This is a genomic window from Accumulibacter sp. (genome assembly GCF_036625195.1).
Classification (GTDB): Bacteria; Pseudomonadota; Gammaproteobacteria; order Burkholderiales; family Rhodocyclaceae; genus Accumulibacter.
This window is the reverse complement of sequence record NZ_JAZKUG010000001.1, coordinates 1,689,337-1,704,175: the sequence shown is the minus strand read 5'-3', so window position 1 is coordinate 1,704,175 and position 14,839 is coordinate 1,689,337. Positions and strand designations below refer to the sequence as shown.

The window sequence follows — 14,839 nt, the reverse complement described above, 5'->3', positions numbered from 1 at the left end:
AAGGAGTCTGATCCATGGCACACAAGAAAGCCGGCGGCAGCGTACGCAATGGCCGCGACTCGGAAGCGAAACGCCTTGGCGTCAAGCGCTATGGCGGACAACTCGTTCGCGCCGGCAACATCATCGTTCGCCAGCGTGGCACCGCCTACCATCCGGGCGAGAACATGGGCATCGGCAAGGACCACACGCTGTTCGCCCTGGTGGACGGTCATGTACAGTTCGCCATCAAGGGAGCGCTTGCCCGGCGCACGGTCAGCATCGTTCCGCTTGCCGCCGACTGAAGCAGCGCAAGTTGGCCGTAGCATGCCAGCCCGATCAGGCCCAAGCCCTATCATCTCCGGTAGGGCTTTTTGTTTGCACTCCCGAACCTGGGCAGGACGACAGCCATGAAGTTCATTGACGAGGCCAGGATCTCGATCGCCGCCGGCGACGGCGGCAATGGGATCGCCTCGTTCCGGCGCGAGAAGTATGAGCCCGAGGGTGGTCCTGACGGGGGTGACGGCGGCCATGGCGGCAACGTGCACTTCGTTGCCGACCGCAACGTGAACACGCTGATCGAGTACCGCTACGTGCGTCGGTTCCGCGCCAAGCGCGGCGAGAACGGGCGCTCGAGTGACTGCTACGGCAAGCGCGGGCAGGATCTCACCCTGCGCGTGCCGATCGGTACGGTCATCGCCGATCTCAACAGCAACCAAGTCCTCGCCGATCTCGATTGCGACGGCAAGAAGGTTCTGCTGGCCAAGGGTGGCCGTGGCGGCCTAGGCAATGTCCATTTCAAGTCCAGCGTCAATCGGACTCCACGCCAGTGCACCCGCGGCGAGCCGGGCGAACAGCGGGACCTCCGGCTCGAGTTGCGTCTGCTTGCCGATGTCGGCCTTCTGGGCCTGCCCAACGCCGGCAAGAGCACTCTCCTGCGCGCCGTGTCGGCCGCCCGACCGAAGGTCGCCGATTACCCGTTCACCACCCTCGAACCACACCTCGGAGTCGTCCGCGTCGACGACGGGAGGAGCTTCGTCATCGCCGACATTCCCGGCCTGATCAGTGGCGCTGCCAATGGCGCCGGCCTCGGCATCCGCTTCCTAAAGCACCTCAAGAGAACCCGACTGCTGCTCCACATCGTCGACCTGGCCCCAAACGATCCTGCCGCCGACCCGGTCCGCGATGCGCAAACCATCGTCCGTGAGCTCGAACGCTACGATCCCGAACTCGCCGAGAAGCCGCGCTGGCTGGTGCTCAGCAAGCTCGACCTGATTCCGCCCGATGAACTCGAAGCCCGCATTGCCAGCTTTCTGCAAGCCTGCGAAGCGGATCATGCCGCTTGCTTCCGAATCAGTGCCATCAACGGCGGCGGCTGCGTGGAGTTGACGCAGCGATTGCAGGAAGCACTCGACGGGATGCCGCGACCCACCGCTGCCGACGCGGAGGCGGCGGGCGAAGGCTCGTGGCCGGAGTGGCCGCCAAACGAAGCAGACCGGCGCCCGGTATGACCACCACCCGCATTGCCGCAGCACGCCGTGTCGTCGTCAAGGTCGGATCGGCTCTGGTGACGAACAACGGCGAAGGCCTGCACCTTGCCGCCATCTCCGATTGGGCACGACAGATCGCCGAAGTGCACCGCCTTGGCAAGCAGGTCGTCCTCGTATCCTCGGGCGCGATCGCCTGTGGTCTGCAACGTCTTGGCTGGCGGAAGCGACCACATGCCGTGCACGAGTTGCAGGCCGCTGCCGCGGTCGGCCAGATGGGCCTGGCGCAGGTCTATGAGAGCGCTTTCGGTCGCTATGGCGTGCACACAGCGCAAGTCCTGCTGACGCACGATGATCTCGCGGACCGCAAGCGCTACCTCAACGCCCGTTCAACGCTGAGCACCTTGCTGGATCTGGGCGTCGTGCCGATCATCAACGAGAACGACACGGTCGTCACCGATGAGATCAAGTTTGGCGACAACGACACACTCGGCGCTCTGGTCGCCAACCTGATTGAAGCGGACTGCCTGCTCATACTCACCGACCAGCAGGGCCTGTTCACTGCTGATCCGCGCAAGGACTCGACAGCGACGATGATCAGCGAGGCGCGCGCCGGACTGCCCGCCCTCGAAACCATGGCCGGCGGTGCCGGCACCCAGTTTGGCAAGGGCGGCATGATCACCAAGGTCATCGCCGCCAAACGCGCGGCACGCAGCGGTGCCCATACGGTCATCGCCAGCGGCCGCACCAGCGACGCCATCCTCCGTCTGCTGCGCGGAGAACCGCTGGGGACGCTGCTGGTCTCCGAAACACCGCCGCTCACTGCGCGCAAACAGTGGCTCGCCGACCACCTGCAGTTGAACGGCCGGCTGCTGCTCGACGGTGGCGCCATCTGCGCTCTGCGCGAGGGCAGGAGCCTGTTGCCCATCGGCGTTCTCGCGGTGCTTGGCGAGTTCGAACGTGGCGCCGCCGTTGCCTGCGTCGCCGAGGACGGCGGCGAGATTGCCCGCGGACTGGTGAACTACGGCAGTAGCGACGCGCGGCGCATTGCGCGCCGGGCCAGTCAGGAAATCGAGGACATCCTCGGTTACATCGACGAGCCCGAAATCATCCATCGCGACAACCTGATCCTGACCTGAGCACCGGGGACGACATGAGCGACGAACACAAGCAGTCCATTCACCTGCCTTTCTCCGACAAGTACACCGATTCGCACTCTCAGGAGTACTTCCAGAAGCATGATCGGAAGAAACTGTCTGACCGCTTGGAGCATCGCATGGCGGCACGCGCGCTGGCGCTTGCCGGCAACCCCTCGTCGGTTCTCGACCTGCCCTGTGGCACTGGGCGCTTCTGGTCACTCCTCGCGGAGCAACCGCAACGGCAGCTGTTGGCCGCCGATTACAGCCAGGCCATGCTCGACGTCGCCGGCAAGGTGCGCCCACCGGAAGTCGTCAAGCGCTTCCGGCTGCTGCAATGTTCCGCGTTCGCGATCAGCCTGCCTGATGCGCACGTCGATTGCATCTTCTCGATTCGCCTGGTGCACCACATCGGCGACTCCGTCCACCGCATCGCGCTGCTCAGGGAGTTTCATCGCGTGACGCGGGACACGGTCGTCCTGTCGCTCTGGGTCGACCGGAATTACAAGGCCTGGCGTCGTCGGCGACTGGAGACCAGCCGCCAGCGGGCCGGCGAAACGAGCGACAACCGGTTCATCGTTCCGCGCCAGCAGTTTGAACGCGAGTGTCGCGAGGCCGGCTTCGCCATCGTTGGCCACGTGGACTTCCTGCCCTACCTGTTCATGTGGCGCGCCTACGTGCTGCGCAAGCTGTCCGCCTGACATCCGCCTGCGGCCAGAGGCGCTTGTCCCCCATGAGTGTGCGCGATCATTTTCCCTCCGCAGCCGCACGGAGCGAACTGCAGTGCCATCAGCTCGCAGCTTTTGTCCCCCTATGGTCGCTCGCCACCGACTGGCATGAAGCCCCGAACGAGAGACGTGGCGGCTGGAGCGGGGTGAGCCGGCACCTGCTCGCCAACGGCAACACGATCTTCGTCAAGCGCCAGCAAGACCACCTCTGCCGGACGCTGCGCCACCCCCTGCGCGGCGTCCCCACGTTCTACCGCGAATACCTGAACATCCTGCGTCTGCAGCGACACGCCATCGGTAGCCTGGACGCACTGTACTACGGTGACCGCCGGGATGCCGGTCACTGGCAGGCAATCCTCGTCACGCGCGCTCTCGACGACTTCAGCAGTCTCGACGAATGGAACACGGCAAACCCGCAGGCAGCACCACCACGGCGCCAGTCGCTGATTGCCGCCGTCGCCAGCGCCTGCGCTCGCCTGCACAATCATCGCTTGCAACACAGCTGCCTCTACGGCAAGCATGTCTTCGTCCGTCGCAGCCCGGCAGTGCCCGACGCTTACGGGGAAGGCGACGTGCGCTTCATCGACCTGGAAAAGCTGCGCCAGGGCATCAGTCGCGAGCGCGCTGGTGCCCACGATCTCGACCAGCTGCGGCGGCACACGCTGGGCTGGAACGATGCCGACTGGCAGCATTTCACGCAGGCTTACCGGCAGCAAATGGCCCTGCTCCGGCGCTAGTCGCCCAAGCCGGGCGGGGCAAGGTCCCTCGCGTCGGGATTGATGATGTCGAAGCTGGCCGGCATCCGCGAGTAGAAGATCCTGACGTTCTCGCGCCGGAGCAGGTCGAGAATTCGCCACTCCTCGTCCTCGGTGACGACGAATTCGACCTCGATGGCACCACTGCCCGCGAGCTCGAAGAAGCGCTCCTCGTGTACCGCGTGTCGACGCCCGAACCCACCGACCGCACGGAACGCCGAGCCGCCACGGATGCCGAGCCGGTTGCCCTCGGCAAGCAGCCATTCCCAGAGCAGAACGCCGTGCAGACGCTCGCCCTCGCCGACATAGAAACGAAGCAGGGAGCCTTTCATCCGCACCTCCTCGTCAGCCCGCATCCTTAAGCCAGAAGACAGTCGCCATGCCGGCAAGCGTCATCAGCATTGAGCCGGCAACATGCGCCAGAATCAAGAGCGACGCCCACAGCAGCCGACCCTGTTGCAGCAAGACGACCAATTCGGCGGAAAACGTGGAGAAGGTCGTCAAGCCGCCGCAAAAGCCCGTGATGACGAGCAGACGCCACTCGGGCGAGACGGTCGTCGAGAATGCGAAAAAGGCGATCGCCAGACCGATGACATAGGCGCCAAGCAGGTTCGCGACGAGCGTCCCCGGCGGAACGCTCGGCAGGATCGCGTTGAGCCGGACGCCGAGCTGCCAGCGCAGCAGTGCGCCAAGCGCAGCGCCAAGCGAAATGGCAAGGATCGACTTCCACATGCAGGCGCCTCAAGAAACGCGTCGCTCACAGACAATCTGCGCCACAGCCGGCTTGTCACGCCGGTGGCGGATGACCACCTCCACCCACGTTTCACCAATCCCGACCAACCTGACGAGTGACTATAGCACTCGCGCACGCCGCCCGCACGATCTGCCGCGTGCGTGCCTGCCACCAGCTGTGCAGTAGTTCCTTTCCAGTCGCGCCGCCGCGGACCGATACTGCAGCCAGAGGTCACGATTTCATCGCTTCCTCTGACCCCCAGCCCTGACGTAAGCAGCGGGCGCCAGGGCGACTGCAAAGCCGCTGGTTGATCTGGCGTGTCCGCCCGGGAACATGGCCCGGGGGACCAAGGAGCTTGAAATGAAAGTGATGATGGTGGTGGAAGGCGGCGATCGCGCACTCCGGATCGACCCCCTGGATGAGGAAGGACTGGCCCTACTGGCTGCGTTTGGAGTCTGCGGCAGATATCAGACAAGGCTCGGCCAGGCGACGGGCTCAAGGATGCCGGCGGCGGACAGCCGCAGACAAGCTGGTCTCGACACCATGACGCTTGCAGAAGTGGCGTCATGAATGCGTGGCAAGTCATTGGGTTAGCGCAGCGATCAAGCACTGGAGAGGATCTCTGCGGCGGGTCGGGGGATCAGCATCGACACCCAGTCGAAGGCGGTCCGTCCCAGGCGGTTGCACGTTGCCGTGGTGAAAGGATCGTGCACACTCGTCTCGAGCACCAAGAGCGAATGCCGCGCGCGACAGCGAAGGGCCGATGGGCGTTGCGGCAAGCAACAACGTGCAAGCCCGGATTGCAGCCAGCGCGGGCGGTCTGAAAGCGGTCGCGCCGCAGTCAAAGGAGGGTCCGTGAGGTCCGCAAGCTCTGCGACACCGGTCACCAGGTCGCCTTGATCAGTACGGATTTTCAGTCCGCTGTCGGCCCCCTGGCAGCCACCCTGTTCGCCGGCTGGTCTCAGGAAAACCTCTTCGAGTATGCACGCGAACACTTCGCCCCGGACCGCCTGGCGGACTACCAGACGGACGAGATTCCTGATCGCGCACGCGCCGTCACCCCGGCTTGGCGAACCCTCGACGGCCGATCGCGCTCGCTGGCCGGCAGGCTCAGGCGGCGGCTCGCCCAATTCGGTGCCCTCACCCTCGACGAGACGATCGATCCGGCGAAAGTCGAGTCCTTGATCGCCAAGAAGGTCGCGGCCAAAGAAGAGGTCGAACAGCTTCAAGAGGAAATCAAGACCCTCAAGGAACAGCGCAAGGCGACCCCATCCCATATCGCCGCCGAGGATTTTCCGGAGCAAAGCCGAGGTCGCCGGCTGAGCACCCACGGCAAGCAATTGCTCGCCACGGTCCACATGATCCCCGACCGTGCGGAAACAGCGATGGCCAACGTCCTGGCACCGCTTGTTGCCCGCCCGGACCAGGCCCGAAGCTTGCTGCGCGCGATCTACACGACCGAGGCCGACTTGCTGCCCAACCCACACGCTGGCACTCTGACCGTCCACCGCCACCATCAAGCCAATGCCGTCTCGGAGCGCGTTGACCGCACAGTCTGTGACGAGTTGACCGCGACCGAGACCGTCCTCCCGCGTACCAAACTCCGCTTGATCCTCCAACTCGGTACTTCGCAAGATCCGTGAGATCAGGTTGTCTGATGCGATGCGAGGCCCGAGTCGCCCCACGCCGAGAACCCACCGCCATGCAGGACTTGCGGCGTGGCAGCTTCCTCCGCATTAGCACGGAGATCATGCGGGGCGCGCCATGCCGCGTATCCTCGAAGGCCCTTCGGGAAGCTCTGCGCCGCGCTCGACGTCGCCCGCAGCGGGCAATCGCAGCCCCGAGCCGCAGCGCCGGATCATGGCCGGCAACCGGCCGCACTTCACCACCAGAGCGAGCGCCTCCCAGGCCTGCCGGCGCAAGCGGTGGTGGCTTCTGGATTGGCTCAGCAGGTGACTGTTGACGAGTATTGGCTTGACCCGGCGCCGATATGGCGGACAAGGATCCCGAGCCACACCGGTGACATGATCGAGGCGACGCATCATACCATCCTCAAGCAGATCGCGATCGAATCCCCGGTTTGCTTGCCGACCAAGTCACACACGACAGGGTGAACTCCTCGGCTGCATTCGCCCACGGCGTTTCTGAGTCCCGAAATGGGGCTGAATTCGGCGGACGGGGTTGACTTGGGTCAACCCGAGTATGTGCCCGACGTCCTAGCATCGTACAGCTAGGCAATCGATCGGCGCGAAGCCCCTACTACTTGACTGGAGGCAGGATGAAATCCCTCATGGCCTCGCTGTACATGTCGCTGACGCTGACGTGTGGTCTTGCGGCCGCCACCGAATTCAGGGTTCTCGTGGTGATGAGCTACGAGGACGACAACCCGTGGGTCAAAGAGATCCGCGAGGGCATCGACCACGTGCTGCGCCGCTCGGCCGAGGTCACCTACTTCCACATGAACACCAAGGTCAACCGCGAAGGCGGCCCGCGCCGGGCCGCGGAGGCTTTCGCGCTGTTCCAGTCGCTACAGCCAGACGGCGTCATCACCGCCGACGACGACGCTCAGTCGATGTTCGTGCTCCCCTACCTGCTAAACCGCACGGCTGTCCCGATAATTTTCAACGGCGTCAATGCCAGCGCCGACAGCTACGGCTTCCCCAGCGCGCATGTCTCAGGCATCCTCGAGCGGGCACACGTGCGCGAATCGCTGGCTTTCATCAAGCAGATCGTGCCGGCCGTGCGGAGCGCCTGCTTCATGACCGCCGACGTGCCATCAGGGATGGCCCTGCGCACGCAAGTTGAAAGCGAGAAGGCGACCTACCCCCTGACCATCGGCGGCTTTCACTTGGTACGCAACAACAGACAGATCGACACCCTGCGCAGGACCCTGAACGCACACTGCAACGTGTTGTTCGTCGATAGCTTGGAAGGCATCGCCGACCGGGACGGCAAGCCGCAGACCAACCAAGAGATGCTCCAGATCCTGCGCCACGCATACGATAGACCCATCCTCGGAGGCAACCGCTACCAGGTCGAGCAGGGCGCTTGGGCGGCAGTGGTCAAGACCGGCCAAGAGCAGGGCGAGCTGTCGGCCACGATGTTGCTGCAGGCGATGCAAGGCAAGCCCGTGAGTACCCTGCCGGTGACGCAGAACAGCCGAGGGCAACGCATCATCAACGTCACCGCGCTGGAGCGCCACGGCATCGTTCCACGACCCACGGTCTTGCGCGGGGCCACTCTCGTCCGCCAACAGCCCTGACCACCAGTGGCTCGCGTGTGCCAGACGCCAGCCAGGGGACTCAGCCAGAAACTGATTGCGCTGGCGCTGGCCAACGCCTCGGCCCTGGCCTTGCTTGCCGGCATCGCCTGGATCGGTCACGAGCGCACACAAGACCTGTCAGCATCCCTGGCCGACCGGGAAATGGCGCGCATCTTCGCAAGTGCGCGCTTGGGACGTGACCTCGCCGAAGCCCTGTGCGATCTCGACCGCAGCACCCGCGACTGCCGTGTGCAGAATGTCCCGTTGCCAAGCCAACGCGATGCGGACGCGCGACTGTCCGAACTCGGACGTGCCGCCGGCGATTCCGATCTGGCACAAACCATCGACGCGCTCGCCAGCGCGACACAACGACTACTGGCACAGTGCCGGCTGATCGCCGCCGCGCGAACAGCCATAGACTCCAGCGAACGCGAACTGCTCGACGAGCTGACCCGCTTGGAGGATGTCACGAGCCGAGACCTGATCGATCAAACGCTGGCCGGAAAGAAAACCGACTACCTCGACCAGATCATGGCGCTCGTCATCGGCTACCGCGAAACCGTCATGCTGATCGGCAAGGAAACTGCCCGCAGTACGTTGAACCTGGATTACGACAAACTCATCGCCATGGTCGACGACCTCCGGCTGCGCCTGCAGACCATGACCGCAGCAACGCCGACGATGGCGACGATCGCCCGCCACATGCGCGAGAATGCGGTCCGCTACCGCGCCCAGATCATCGCGCAGCAAGGTGCCGAGTATGCCCTCGCCGCCTTGCTGCAGGATCAGCGCCGGCGCCGCGAGGCGGTCCTCGAACGGCTGCGGCAGCACGACGAAGCAACCGGACGCCGGGCGGAGGGCTTCCGCGCCGAGCTGGCGATGGTTGCAGGGCAGACGGCACGATTGATCGCCGGACTAGGTGCCGCCATCGCGCTGCTGTCGCTGATGCTGACGATGTGGTTCGTCCGGCACAACATACAGCACCCTCTGGCCAGCATCCTGCGCCAGATCGGCGGGATCCGCGGCGGCGGGGCATCCGGCGCGCCGGCAGAACATCGCGACGACGAATGGGGCGTAATCCAGGAAGCCCTGTCCGACATGGCGGTAGACCTCGCCCGGACCAACGGTCTCCTGCAGCAGGTCGTCGACACCGCGCCAGTCCGGGTATTCTGGAAGGACCGCGACTGTCGCTATCTCGGCTGCAACCCTGCCTTCGCGCTCGACGCCGGCAAGAACGCGCCGGCCGATCTGGTCGGCGACGACGACTTCGCCATGGGCTGGTCCGAGCAGGCCGATCTTTACCGCGCTGACGACCGGCAGGTGATGGAATCCGGGCAACCGCGCCTCAACTACGAGGAACCACAGACCTCACCGGATGGCCGGACCATCTGGCTGCGCACGTCCAAGGTACCTCTGCGCAACGCGTCGGGTGAAGTGGTCGGAGTCCTCGGGCTCTATGACGACATTACTGCAACCAAGCACGCGGAGCTGGCGCTGCAGCAGCGTGACCGCTACCAGCGCGCGCTGCTCGACAACTTTCCGTTCGCGGTCTGGCTCAAGGACGCCGAGAGTCGATTCCTTGCCGTAAACAGCAGGTTCGTCGACCTGTTTGGAGCACGCAGCGCCGACGATCTGGTCGGTCGCAACGATTTCGACATTGCCTCGCCGGACTTGGCCGAGAGCTATCGGACCGATGACCGGATGGTGCTTGCCTCGGGGCAGAGCAAGCACGTCGAGGCGAAGATCGTCGACGGCAGCGGCATCCACCGGTGGTTTGAAACCTACAAGTCACCGGTGACGCTCGACGGCAAGCTGCTCGGCACGGTCGGCTTCACCCGCGACATCACCGAGCGCAGGGAAATCGCGACGGAACTGGAACATCACCGCCAGCACCTCGAAGAGCTCGTACTGAAGCGCACACTGGAGCTGACCGAAGCCAAGGTCGCCGCCGAGACTGCCAACCGTGCCAAGAGCACGTTCCTCGCCAACATGAGCCACGAACTCCGGACGCCGATGAACGGCGTGATCGGCCTGATCGAGATGGCCAGGCGGCGCATGGCCGATCCCGTTGGCTGCGAGCAACTCGGCAAGGCGAAGGCCGCCGCCCACAGCCTGCTTGGCTTACTCAACGATATCCTAGACCTTTCCAGGATCGAAGTCGAACGCATGGTCCTCGACAAGCAGCCTCTGCAACTGGCCGCTTGCATCGCCCATGTCTGCGGCACGCTCGGCCACATGGCCAGCGCGAAGGGCCTCCGGCTGGCCGTCGACCTCCCGCCAGAACTTGGCTGCGCACCGCTCCAGGGTGACCCGCTGCGGCTCGGTCAGATACTCGTGAACCTCGTCGGCAACGCCATCAAGTTCACCGACCGGGGCGAGGTCGTCATACGTGCCCGCGCGACCGGCGAGACTGCCGAAAGCGCGCACGTGCGTTTCGAAGTCGCCGACACGGGGATCGGCATCGATGCCAAGGCACAGACCCGCCTATTCCAGTCCTTCGAGCAGGCCGACAACAGCATGACTCGCAAGTACGGCGGCACTGGCTTGGGACTGGCGATCTGCAAGCGGCTCGTCGAACTCATGGGCGGTGAGATCGGCGTCGACAGCACGCCAGGGCAAGGCAGCATCTTCTGGTTCGCGGTTGGTCTGCAGAAACGGCGTGTGAATGCCATCGCGCCAGCGCCGAGTTCCGCCTGCCGGGCGGCGGAACAACGCCTGCTGATCGACTACGCCGGCACCAGAGTCCTGCTTGCTGAAGACGAACCGATAAGTCAGGAGATCGCACGCTTTCTGCTGGAGGATGTTGGATTCCTCGTCGACGTTGCCGATAATGGCAGCGAGGCGCTCGACCTTGCCCGCCGCAAGGCTTACGCCCTGATCGTGATGGACATGCAGATGCCCGTTCTCAGTGGCGTCGAAGCCACACGAGGGATTCGTGCCAACTCTCTCAACAAGACTACGCCGGTCCTCGCCATGACGGCCAACGCCTTCGACGAGGATCGCGAGGAGTGCCTCGCAGCAGGAATGAATGGGCACATCAGCAAACCAGTCGACCCGGACAGACTGTATGAGACCCTCTTGGTGTGGTTGGAGCGGCGTGGCGACTGACCAGCGGCTGGGACCGATGGCCCACCCTCCAACCGCCGACGGCAGGACCGCAGGAAATGAGCTGCTCATGAGCTTGAGCCTTGTACCAACATGCAACAACCTGATCACTGCCAAGGATAGGTATGCTTGAATTTTTCTCCGCCAGCACCCGCATGGCCAATCCGCAACGGGCAATAGCGGAATGTCTCGAGGTAGCACTCGGGGACGCTCACCATGACTGCGATCTGGTCATCATCAATGCATCTATCGGTCATCAGCTCGGCGAGCTGATTGTCCAGACCCGCGCGCAATGTCCACACGCTCGCATTGTCGCCGGTTCCTGTGCGGGCGTAATAGGCCGCGAGGGAGTCAGCGAGTCGATGAAGGATGTCGCCCTGATGGCGATCCGTGGCAGGGATTTCGCGGTAGCCCATGTAGACGGCTTGAACGGTCACAACTCGCGCGACAAGGCAGTGGCGCTCGCAACGGCCCTGAAGCGGGCGTCGCCGGGGATCAACATGGTGTACCTGATCGTTACGGGCATAGACGTCGCGGCCGATCAGGTCATCGCCGGATTCGACTCGATCTTGGGTGCGGAAGTCAGCCTGTTCGGCGCAACCAGCGGCGACAACAACCGCGGCTTGGTTACCTTCCAGGCGGTCGACGAGCGCGTCTTCGAACGTGCTGCCGTTGCCGTCGGCTTCTGCGATACGACGCTCGAGGTTGATACGCACGCGACACACGGATTCGTCGCAACCGGGGAGCCTCTGGTCGTCACCCGGTCTGATGGCCACCTCATCCACGAACTGAATGGCCGTCCCGCCGCGGCGGAATATCTGGGTCGCCTGGGGCTGGCAATGACGTCATCGCTGGCGGAATCCGGTCCGATCGGGGCCCTGGCGGAACGCCTCGCACCCGTGCAGGCCCTGGCTTACGGTAACGAACATGTCCTGCGCGCCGTTTTCCGATGGGATGCTGATGGAACGTTGTATTACCCGGTGACTTGTCAGGAAGGAACGCCACTGTGGTTAACCCTGCGCGACGAGGAACGCATTTTCAGCGATCTCGATCGGATGCTGGCCGTCATGTCGCGCCATGCCCGGGGAAGAAAGCCGGTCGCGATGTTCCAGGCGGACTGTGGTGCGCGTGGCCGGCTACTGTTCAACAGGGTGCTGAAGGAGGAATTGATCCAGCGCCTGCAGCATCCATTCTCGACCGACTTCCAGCCGCCTCCGTGGCTGGGAATGTACGGATTCGGTGAGTTCGCGCGGCTGCAGGGTACCAATTACTTCCACAACTACACCTCGGCCCTGGCGGCGATCTATCGCCGCCAGGGAACATGACATCATGCCGGAATTGCCGGACATTTCCTCTCATCCGATCCTGCAGCAACAGCTGATCGCCGCTCGTGATCGCCTTGATCAGGAGGTGACGCGCCTGACGCGCATGCATGCATTCAATTCCTATGCCTTGGGCATCGAATCGGATGCGGATTTCGTGATCGCCGTCTCCGAGGCGATCGTCGATATTTTCGAGCTTGAATTCGCTGTCTGCTGGCTCGTCGATCAGCAAGGGGAGATCGAAGCGCCGATCGGTGTCCTGGGGCTCAAGGTGGCTCTGCCCATACTGCGAACTTCCGGACAACGGCTACTCTCCTGCTCGGCAGCGTGGCCGGCAAGCCAAACCACCGACGCGGTAACGAGTGCACTGCGCGAATGCCTCCCGTCACTGCCGATACAACAGGCGATCTGCGCACCTTGCCGCACTTCATACGGCACAGTAAGGGCCATGCTGTTGGCGGGGAATACGGTTACGGGCAGCCCGTTCTTCACGGCCATCACGGCTGGTCCCAGCAAGAGCTTTGATCTCTTCGTCCAGCAAATGGCCGCGCTGGTCGAAAACCGAGATAGCCAGCGTACCATCATGCAGCAAATGGCCGCCCTGCGGCAAGCCAACCAGAAACTTAGCCTTGCGGTTGAGGTCACCCAGGTGGTGTTCTGGGAGCTGGACTTTCCCAGCCTTCGACTTGATTACGATGTGGAACTGCTTCCCCGTCTCGGAATGGACGTACAGGATCCACCACGGACTCTGCAGGCTTGGATCGAACGTATTCACGCGGATGACCGCCTCCGTTTCATCGGGTCCGTAGAGCGCAGCGTGAAGGCCGTCGATCCACTGTTCGATTGCGAATATCGCCTCTGGAATGCGATGGACCGCTGGACCTGGATCCACACATGGGGCCACATCAGCGAGCGAAACTCCGACGGAACGGCATTGTGGGCCGTCGGTACGTCGATGAATATCACCCGCCGCAAGCAACAGGCCGCCGAACTTGAAGCCTATCGCTCGCGTCTGGAAGCACTGGTCGACGAGCGCACACGCCAGTTGGCGCTGGCCAAGGAGGCTGCCGAGTCCGCCAGCGTGGCGAAAAGCACCTTCCTTGCAAACATGAGCCATGAGATCCGCACTCCCCTCAACGGCATCGCGGGAATGGTGCATTTGATTCGGCGTGCCGGCCTGCCACCTGATCAGGCACAACGCCTTGATCGAATAGAAACGTCCAGCGCTCACCTGCTCGACATCATCAACGCGATTCTTGATCTGTCGAAAATCGAAGTCGGCAAGTTTGAACTCGATGAGCGGAGTTTCCAGCTCCAAAGTCTTGCCGACAATGTCGTATCGATCATGGGCGACAGAGCACAGGCCAAAGGCCTCTCCCTGACTGTCGATGTACCAGACGCACCGCTGCTGCGGGGTGATCCGACACGCTTGCAGCAAGCCGTCTTGAACTATGTCGGGAATGCGGTCAAGTTCACCGAATCGGGAAGCATCGTCGTGCGCTTTCACTGCCTCGCGGAAAAAGAAGCGAACAATGTGATGCTGCGCTGTGAGGTCCAAGACACCGGCATCGGCATCCCGACGGACAGGATTGCCCGGTTGTTCACGGCCTTCGAACAGGCCGACAACAGCCTGACGCGCAAGTATGGCGGCACGGGCCTGGGACTCGCCATTACACGTCGTCTTGCCCGGATGATGGGCGGCGATGCCGGCATAGCCGCCACTTCGGAGACAGGCAGCACGTTCTGGTTCACGGCCCGGCTTGGGAAGGCGCCCGATGGAGCCAGAAGGACTGCGGAGTCAACCAGCGAAGCCGCTGAAATCATTCTGGCGCGTGACTACATGGGACGCCGCGTCCTGCTTGCCGAAGACGAGCCGATCAACCGAGAAATCACGATGGAGTTGCTTGCCGAGGCCGGCTTTGATGTGAGCGTGGCCATGGATGGCAGAGAAGCCGTCCTTTTGGCCAGTGATGGGCCCTACGACTTGATTCTCATGGACATGCAGATGCCCGGGATGAACGGTATCGAGGCGACCAGGCGCCTGCGTGCGATGCCGCAAACCGCCACCACACCGATCGTTGCCCTGACGGCCAACGCGTTTGCCGAAGACCGGCAGCAATGCTTCATGGCCGGTATGAATGATTTCATCACCAAGCCGATCGACCCGGAGAGTTTTTTCGCGACCTTGCTGCATTGGTTGAGGAGCCACGAGTTCAGGAGCGGCGCAGAGACTTGATCGGCCGATATCCCCATGTTCTCTGCCCTACGCTCATGGCCGCTTTGGCCGCGCGCTTGGCGCCCACAATCCGGACGACCTGTGGTTGCGAGCAACCGA

The 14,839-nt window shown here is 63.4% G+C and carries 12 protein-coding genes and 1 pseudogene; 11 read left to right on the top strand and 2 right to left on the bottom strand.

What is annotated here, in order from left to right:
* The first annotated feature begins 14 nt into the window (after positions 1-14).
* The 5 genes from rpmA to V5B60_RS07300 all read left to right on the top strand — a co-directional run bounded on the left by rpmA (position 15) and on the right by V5B60_RS07300 (position 4,064).
* The gene (gene rpmA, locus V5B60_RS07320; protein ID WP_034934898.1) at positions 15-281 is read left to right on the top strand and encodes a 50S ribosomal protein L27; all 267 of its coding nucleotides are present in this window, start codon (positions 15-17) and stop codon (positions 279-281) included.
* Positions 282-386: 105 nt separating this feature from the next.
* Complete coding sequence (cgtA, locus tag V5B60_RS07315; RefSeq protein ID WP_332346406.1) at positions 387-1,487, top strand: Obg family GTPase CgtA; 1,101 nt, start codon at positions 387-389, stop codon at positions 1,485-1,487.
* Positions 1,484-2,602, top strand: a complete 1,119-nt coding sequence (gene proB, locus V5B60_RS07310) for a glutamate 5-kinase (RefSeq protein ID WP_332346405.1) — start codon at positions 1,484-1,486, stop codon at positions 2,600-2,602. Before cgtA ends, proB begins: the two co-directional genes overlap by 4 nt.
* Before the next feature lie 14 nt (positions 2,603-2,616).
* The gene (locus V5B60_RS07305) at positions 2,617-3,300 is read left to right on the top strand and encodes a class I SAM-dependent methyltransferase (RefSeq protein ID WP_332346404.1); all 684 of its coding nucleotides are present in this window, start codon (positions 2,617-2,619) and stop codon (positions 3,298-3,300) included.
* A 32-nt stretch (positions 3,301-3,332) separates the two neighbouring features.
* Positions 3,333-4,064 (top strand): lipopolysaccharide kinase InaA family protein, encoded by a 732-nt coding sequence (locus V5B60_RS07300; protein ID WP_332346403.1) that lies wholly within the window; start codon positions 3,333-3,335, stop codon positions 4,062-4,064.
* Here V5B60_RS07300 and V5B60_RS07295 read toward each other — a convergent pair.
* Entirely contained in the window at positions 4,061-4,414 is a 354-nt protein-coding gene (locus V5B60_RS07295) for a DUF190 domain-containing protein (protein ID WP_332346402.1), read from the bottom strand. The two genes, V5B60_RS07300 and V5B60_RS07295, sit on opposite strands and share 4 nt — an antisense overlap.
* 13 nt (positions 4,415-4,427) lie before the next feature.
* Positions 4,428-4,814 (bottom strand): fluoride efflux transporter CrcB, encoded by a 387-nt coding sequence (gene crcB / locus V5B60_RS07290; protein ID WP_332346401.1) that lies wholly within the window; start codon positions 4,812-4,814, stop codon positions 4,428-4,430.
* Positions 4,815-5,175: 361 nt separating this feature from the next.
* Here crcB and V5B60_RS07285 point away from each other — a divergent pair, with 361 nt between their 5' ends.
* The 6 genes and pseudogenes from V5B60_RS07285 (at position 5,176) to V5B60_RS07260 (ending at position 14,740) form a co-directional block, all read left to right on the top strand.
* Positions 5,176-5,385 (top strand): hypothetical protein, encoded by a 210-nt coding sequence (locus V5B60_RS07285; RefSeq protein WP_332346400.1) that lies wholly within the window; start codon positions 5,176-5,178, stop codon positions 5,383-5,385.
* A 275-nt stretch (positions 5,386-5,660) separates the two neighbouring features.
* A pseudogene (locus V5B60_RS07280) lies at positions 5,661-6,458 on the top strand (putative transposase); the annotation flags it as partial.
* Positions 6,459-7,093: 635 nt separating this feature from the next.
* Positions 7,094-8,077, top strand: a complete 984-nt coding sequence (locus V5B60_RS07275) for an ABC transporter substrate-binding protein (RefSeq protein WP_332346399.1) — start codon at positions 7,094-7,096, stop codon at positions 8,075-8,077.
* A 15-nt stretch (positions 8,078-8,092) separates the two neighbouring features.
* Positions 8,093-11,185 carry a PAS domain-containing protein gene (locus tag V5B60_RS07270; RefSeq protein WP_332346398.1) on the top strand — a complete coding sequence of 1,031 codons (3,093 nt, stop codon included), beginning with the start codon at positions 8,093-8,095 and terminating at the stop codon, positions 11,183-11,185.
* A 122-nt stretch (positions 11,186-11,307) separates the two neighbouring features.
* Positions 11,308-12,507, top strand: coding sequence for an FIST signal transduction protein (locus tag V5B60_RS07265; RefSeq protein ID WP_332346397.1), 1,200 nt, complete (start codon positions 11,308-11,310; stop codon positions 12,505-12,507).
* Positions 12,508-12,511: 4 nt separating this feature from the next.
* Positions 12,512-14,740, top strand: coding sequence for a response regulator (locus V5B60_RS07260; RefSeq protein WP_332346396.1), 2,229 nt, complete (start codon positions 12,512-12,514; stop codon positions 14,738-14,740).
* Positions 14,741-14,839: the final 99 nt, after the last annotated feature.

Excerpts from the sequence above, each read along its gene's own strand:
- crcB (WP_332346401.1), bottom strand. The coding sequence starts at position 4,814 with ATGTGGAAGTCGATCCTTGCCATTTCGCTTGGCGCTGCGCTTGGCGCA.
- cgtA (WP_332346406.1), top strand. The coding sequence starts at position 387 with ATGAAGTTCATTGACGAGGCCAGGATCTCGATCGCCGCCGGCGACGGC.
- V5B60_RS07285 (WP_332346400.1), top strand. The coding sequence starts at position 5,176 with ATGAAAGTGATGATGGTGGTGGAAGGCGGCGATCGCGCACTCCGGATC.
- V5B60_RS07305 (WP_332346404.1), top strand. The coding sequence starts at position 2,617 with ATGAGCGACGAACACAAGCAGTCCATTCACCTGCCTTTCTCCGACAAG.
- V5B60_RS07300 (WP_332346403.1), top strand. The coding sequence starts at position 3,333 with ATGAGTGTGCGCGATCATTTTCCCTCCGCAGCCGCACGGAGCGAACTG.
- V5B60_RS07295 (WP_332346402.1), bottom strand. The coding sequence starts at position 4,414 with ATGAAAGGCTCCCTGCTTCGTTTCTATGTCGGCGAGGGCGAGCGTCTG.
- rpmA (WP_034934898.1), top strand. The coding sequence starts at position 15 with ATGGCACACAAGAAAGCCGGCGGCAGCGTACGCAATGGCCGCGACTCG.
- V5B60_RS07275 (WP_332346399.1), top strand. The coding sequence starts at position 7,094 with ATGAAATCCCTCATGGCCTCGCTGTACATGTCGCTGACGCTGACGTGT.
- V5B60_RS07260 (WP_332346396.1), top strand. The coding sequence starts at position 12,512 with ATGCCGGAATTGCCGGACATTTCCTCTCATCCGATCCTGCAGCAACAG.
- V5B60_RS07265 (WP_332346397.1), top strand. The coding sequence starts at position 11,308 with ATGCTTGAATTTTTCTCCGCCAGCACCCGCATGGCCAATCCGCAACGG.
- proB (WP_332346405.1), top strand. The coding sequence starts at position 1,484 with ATGACCACCACCCGCATTGCCGCAGCACGCCGTGTCGTCGTCAAGGTC.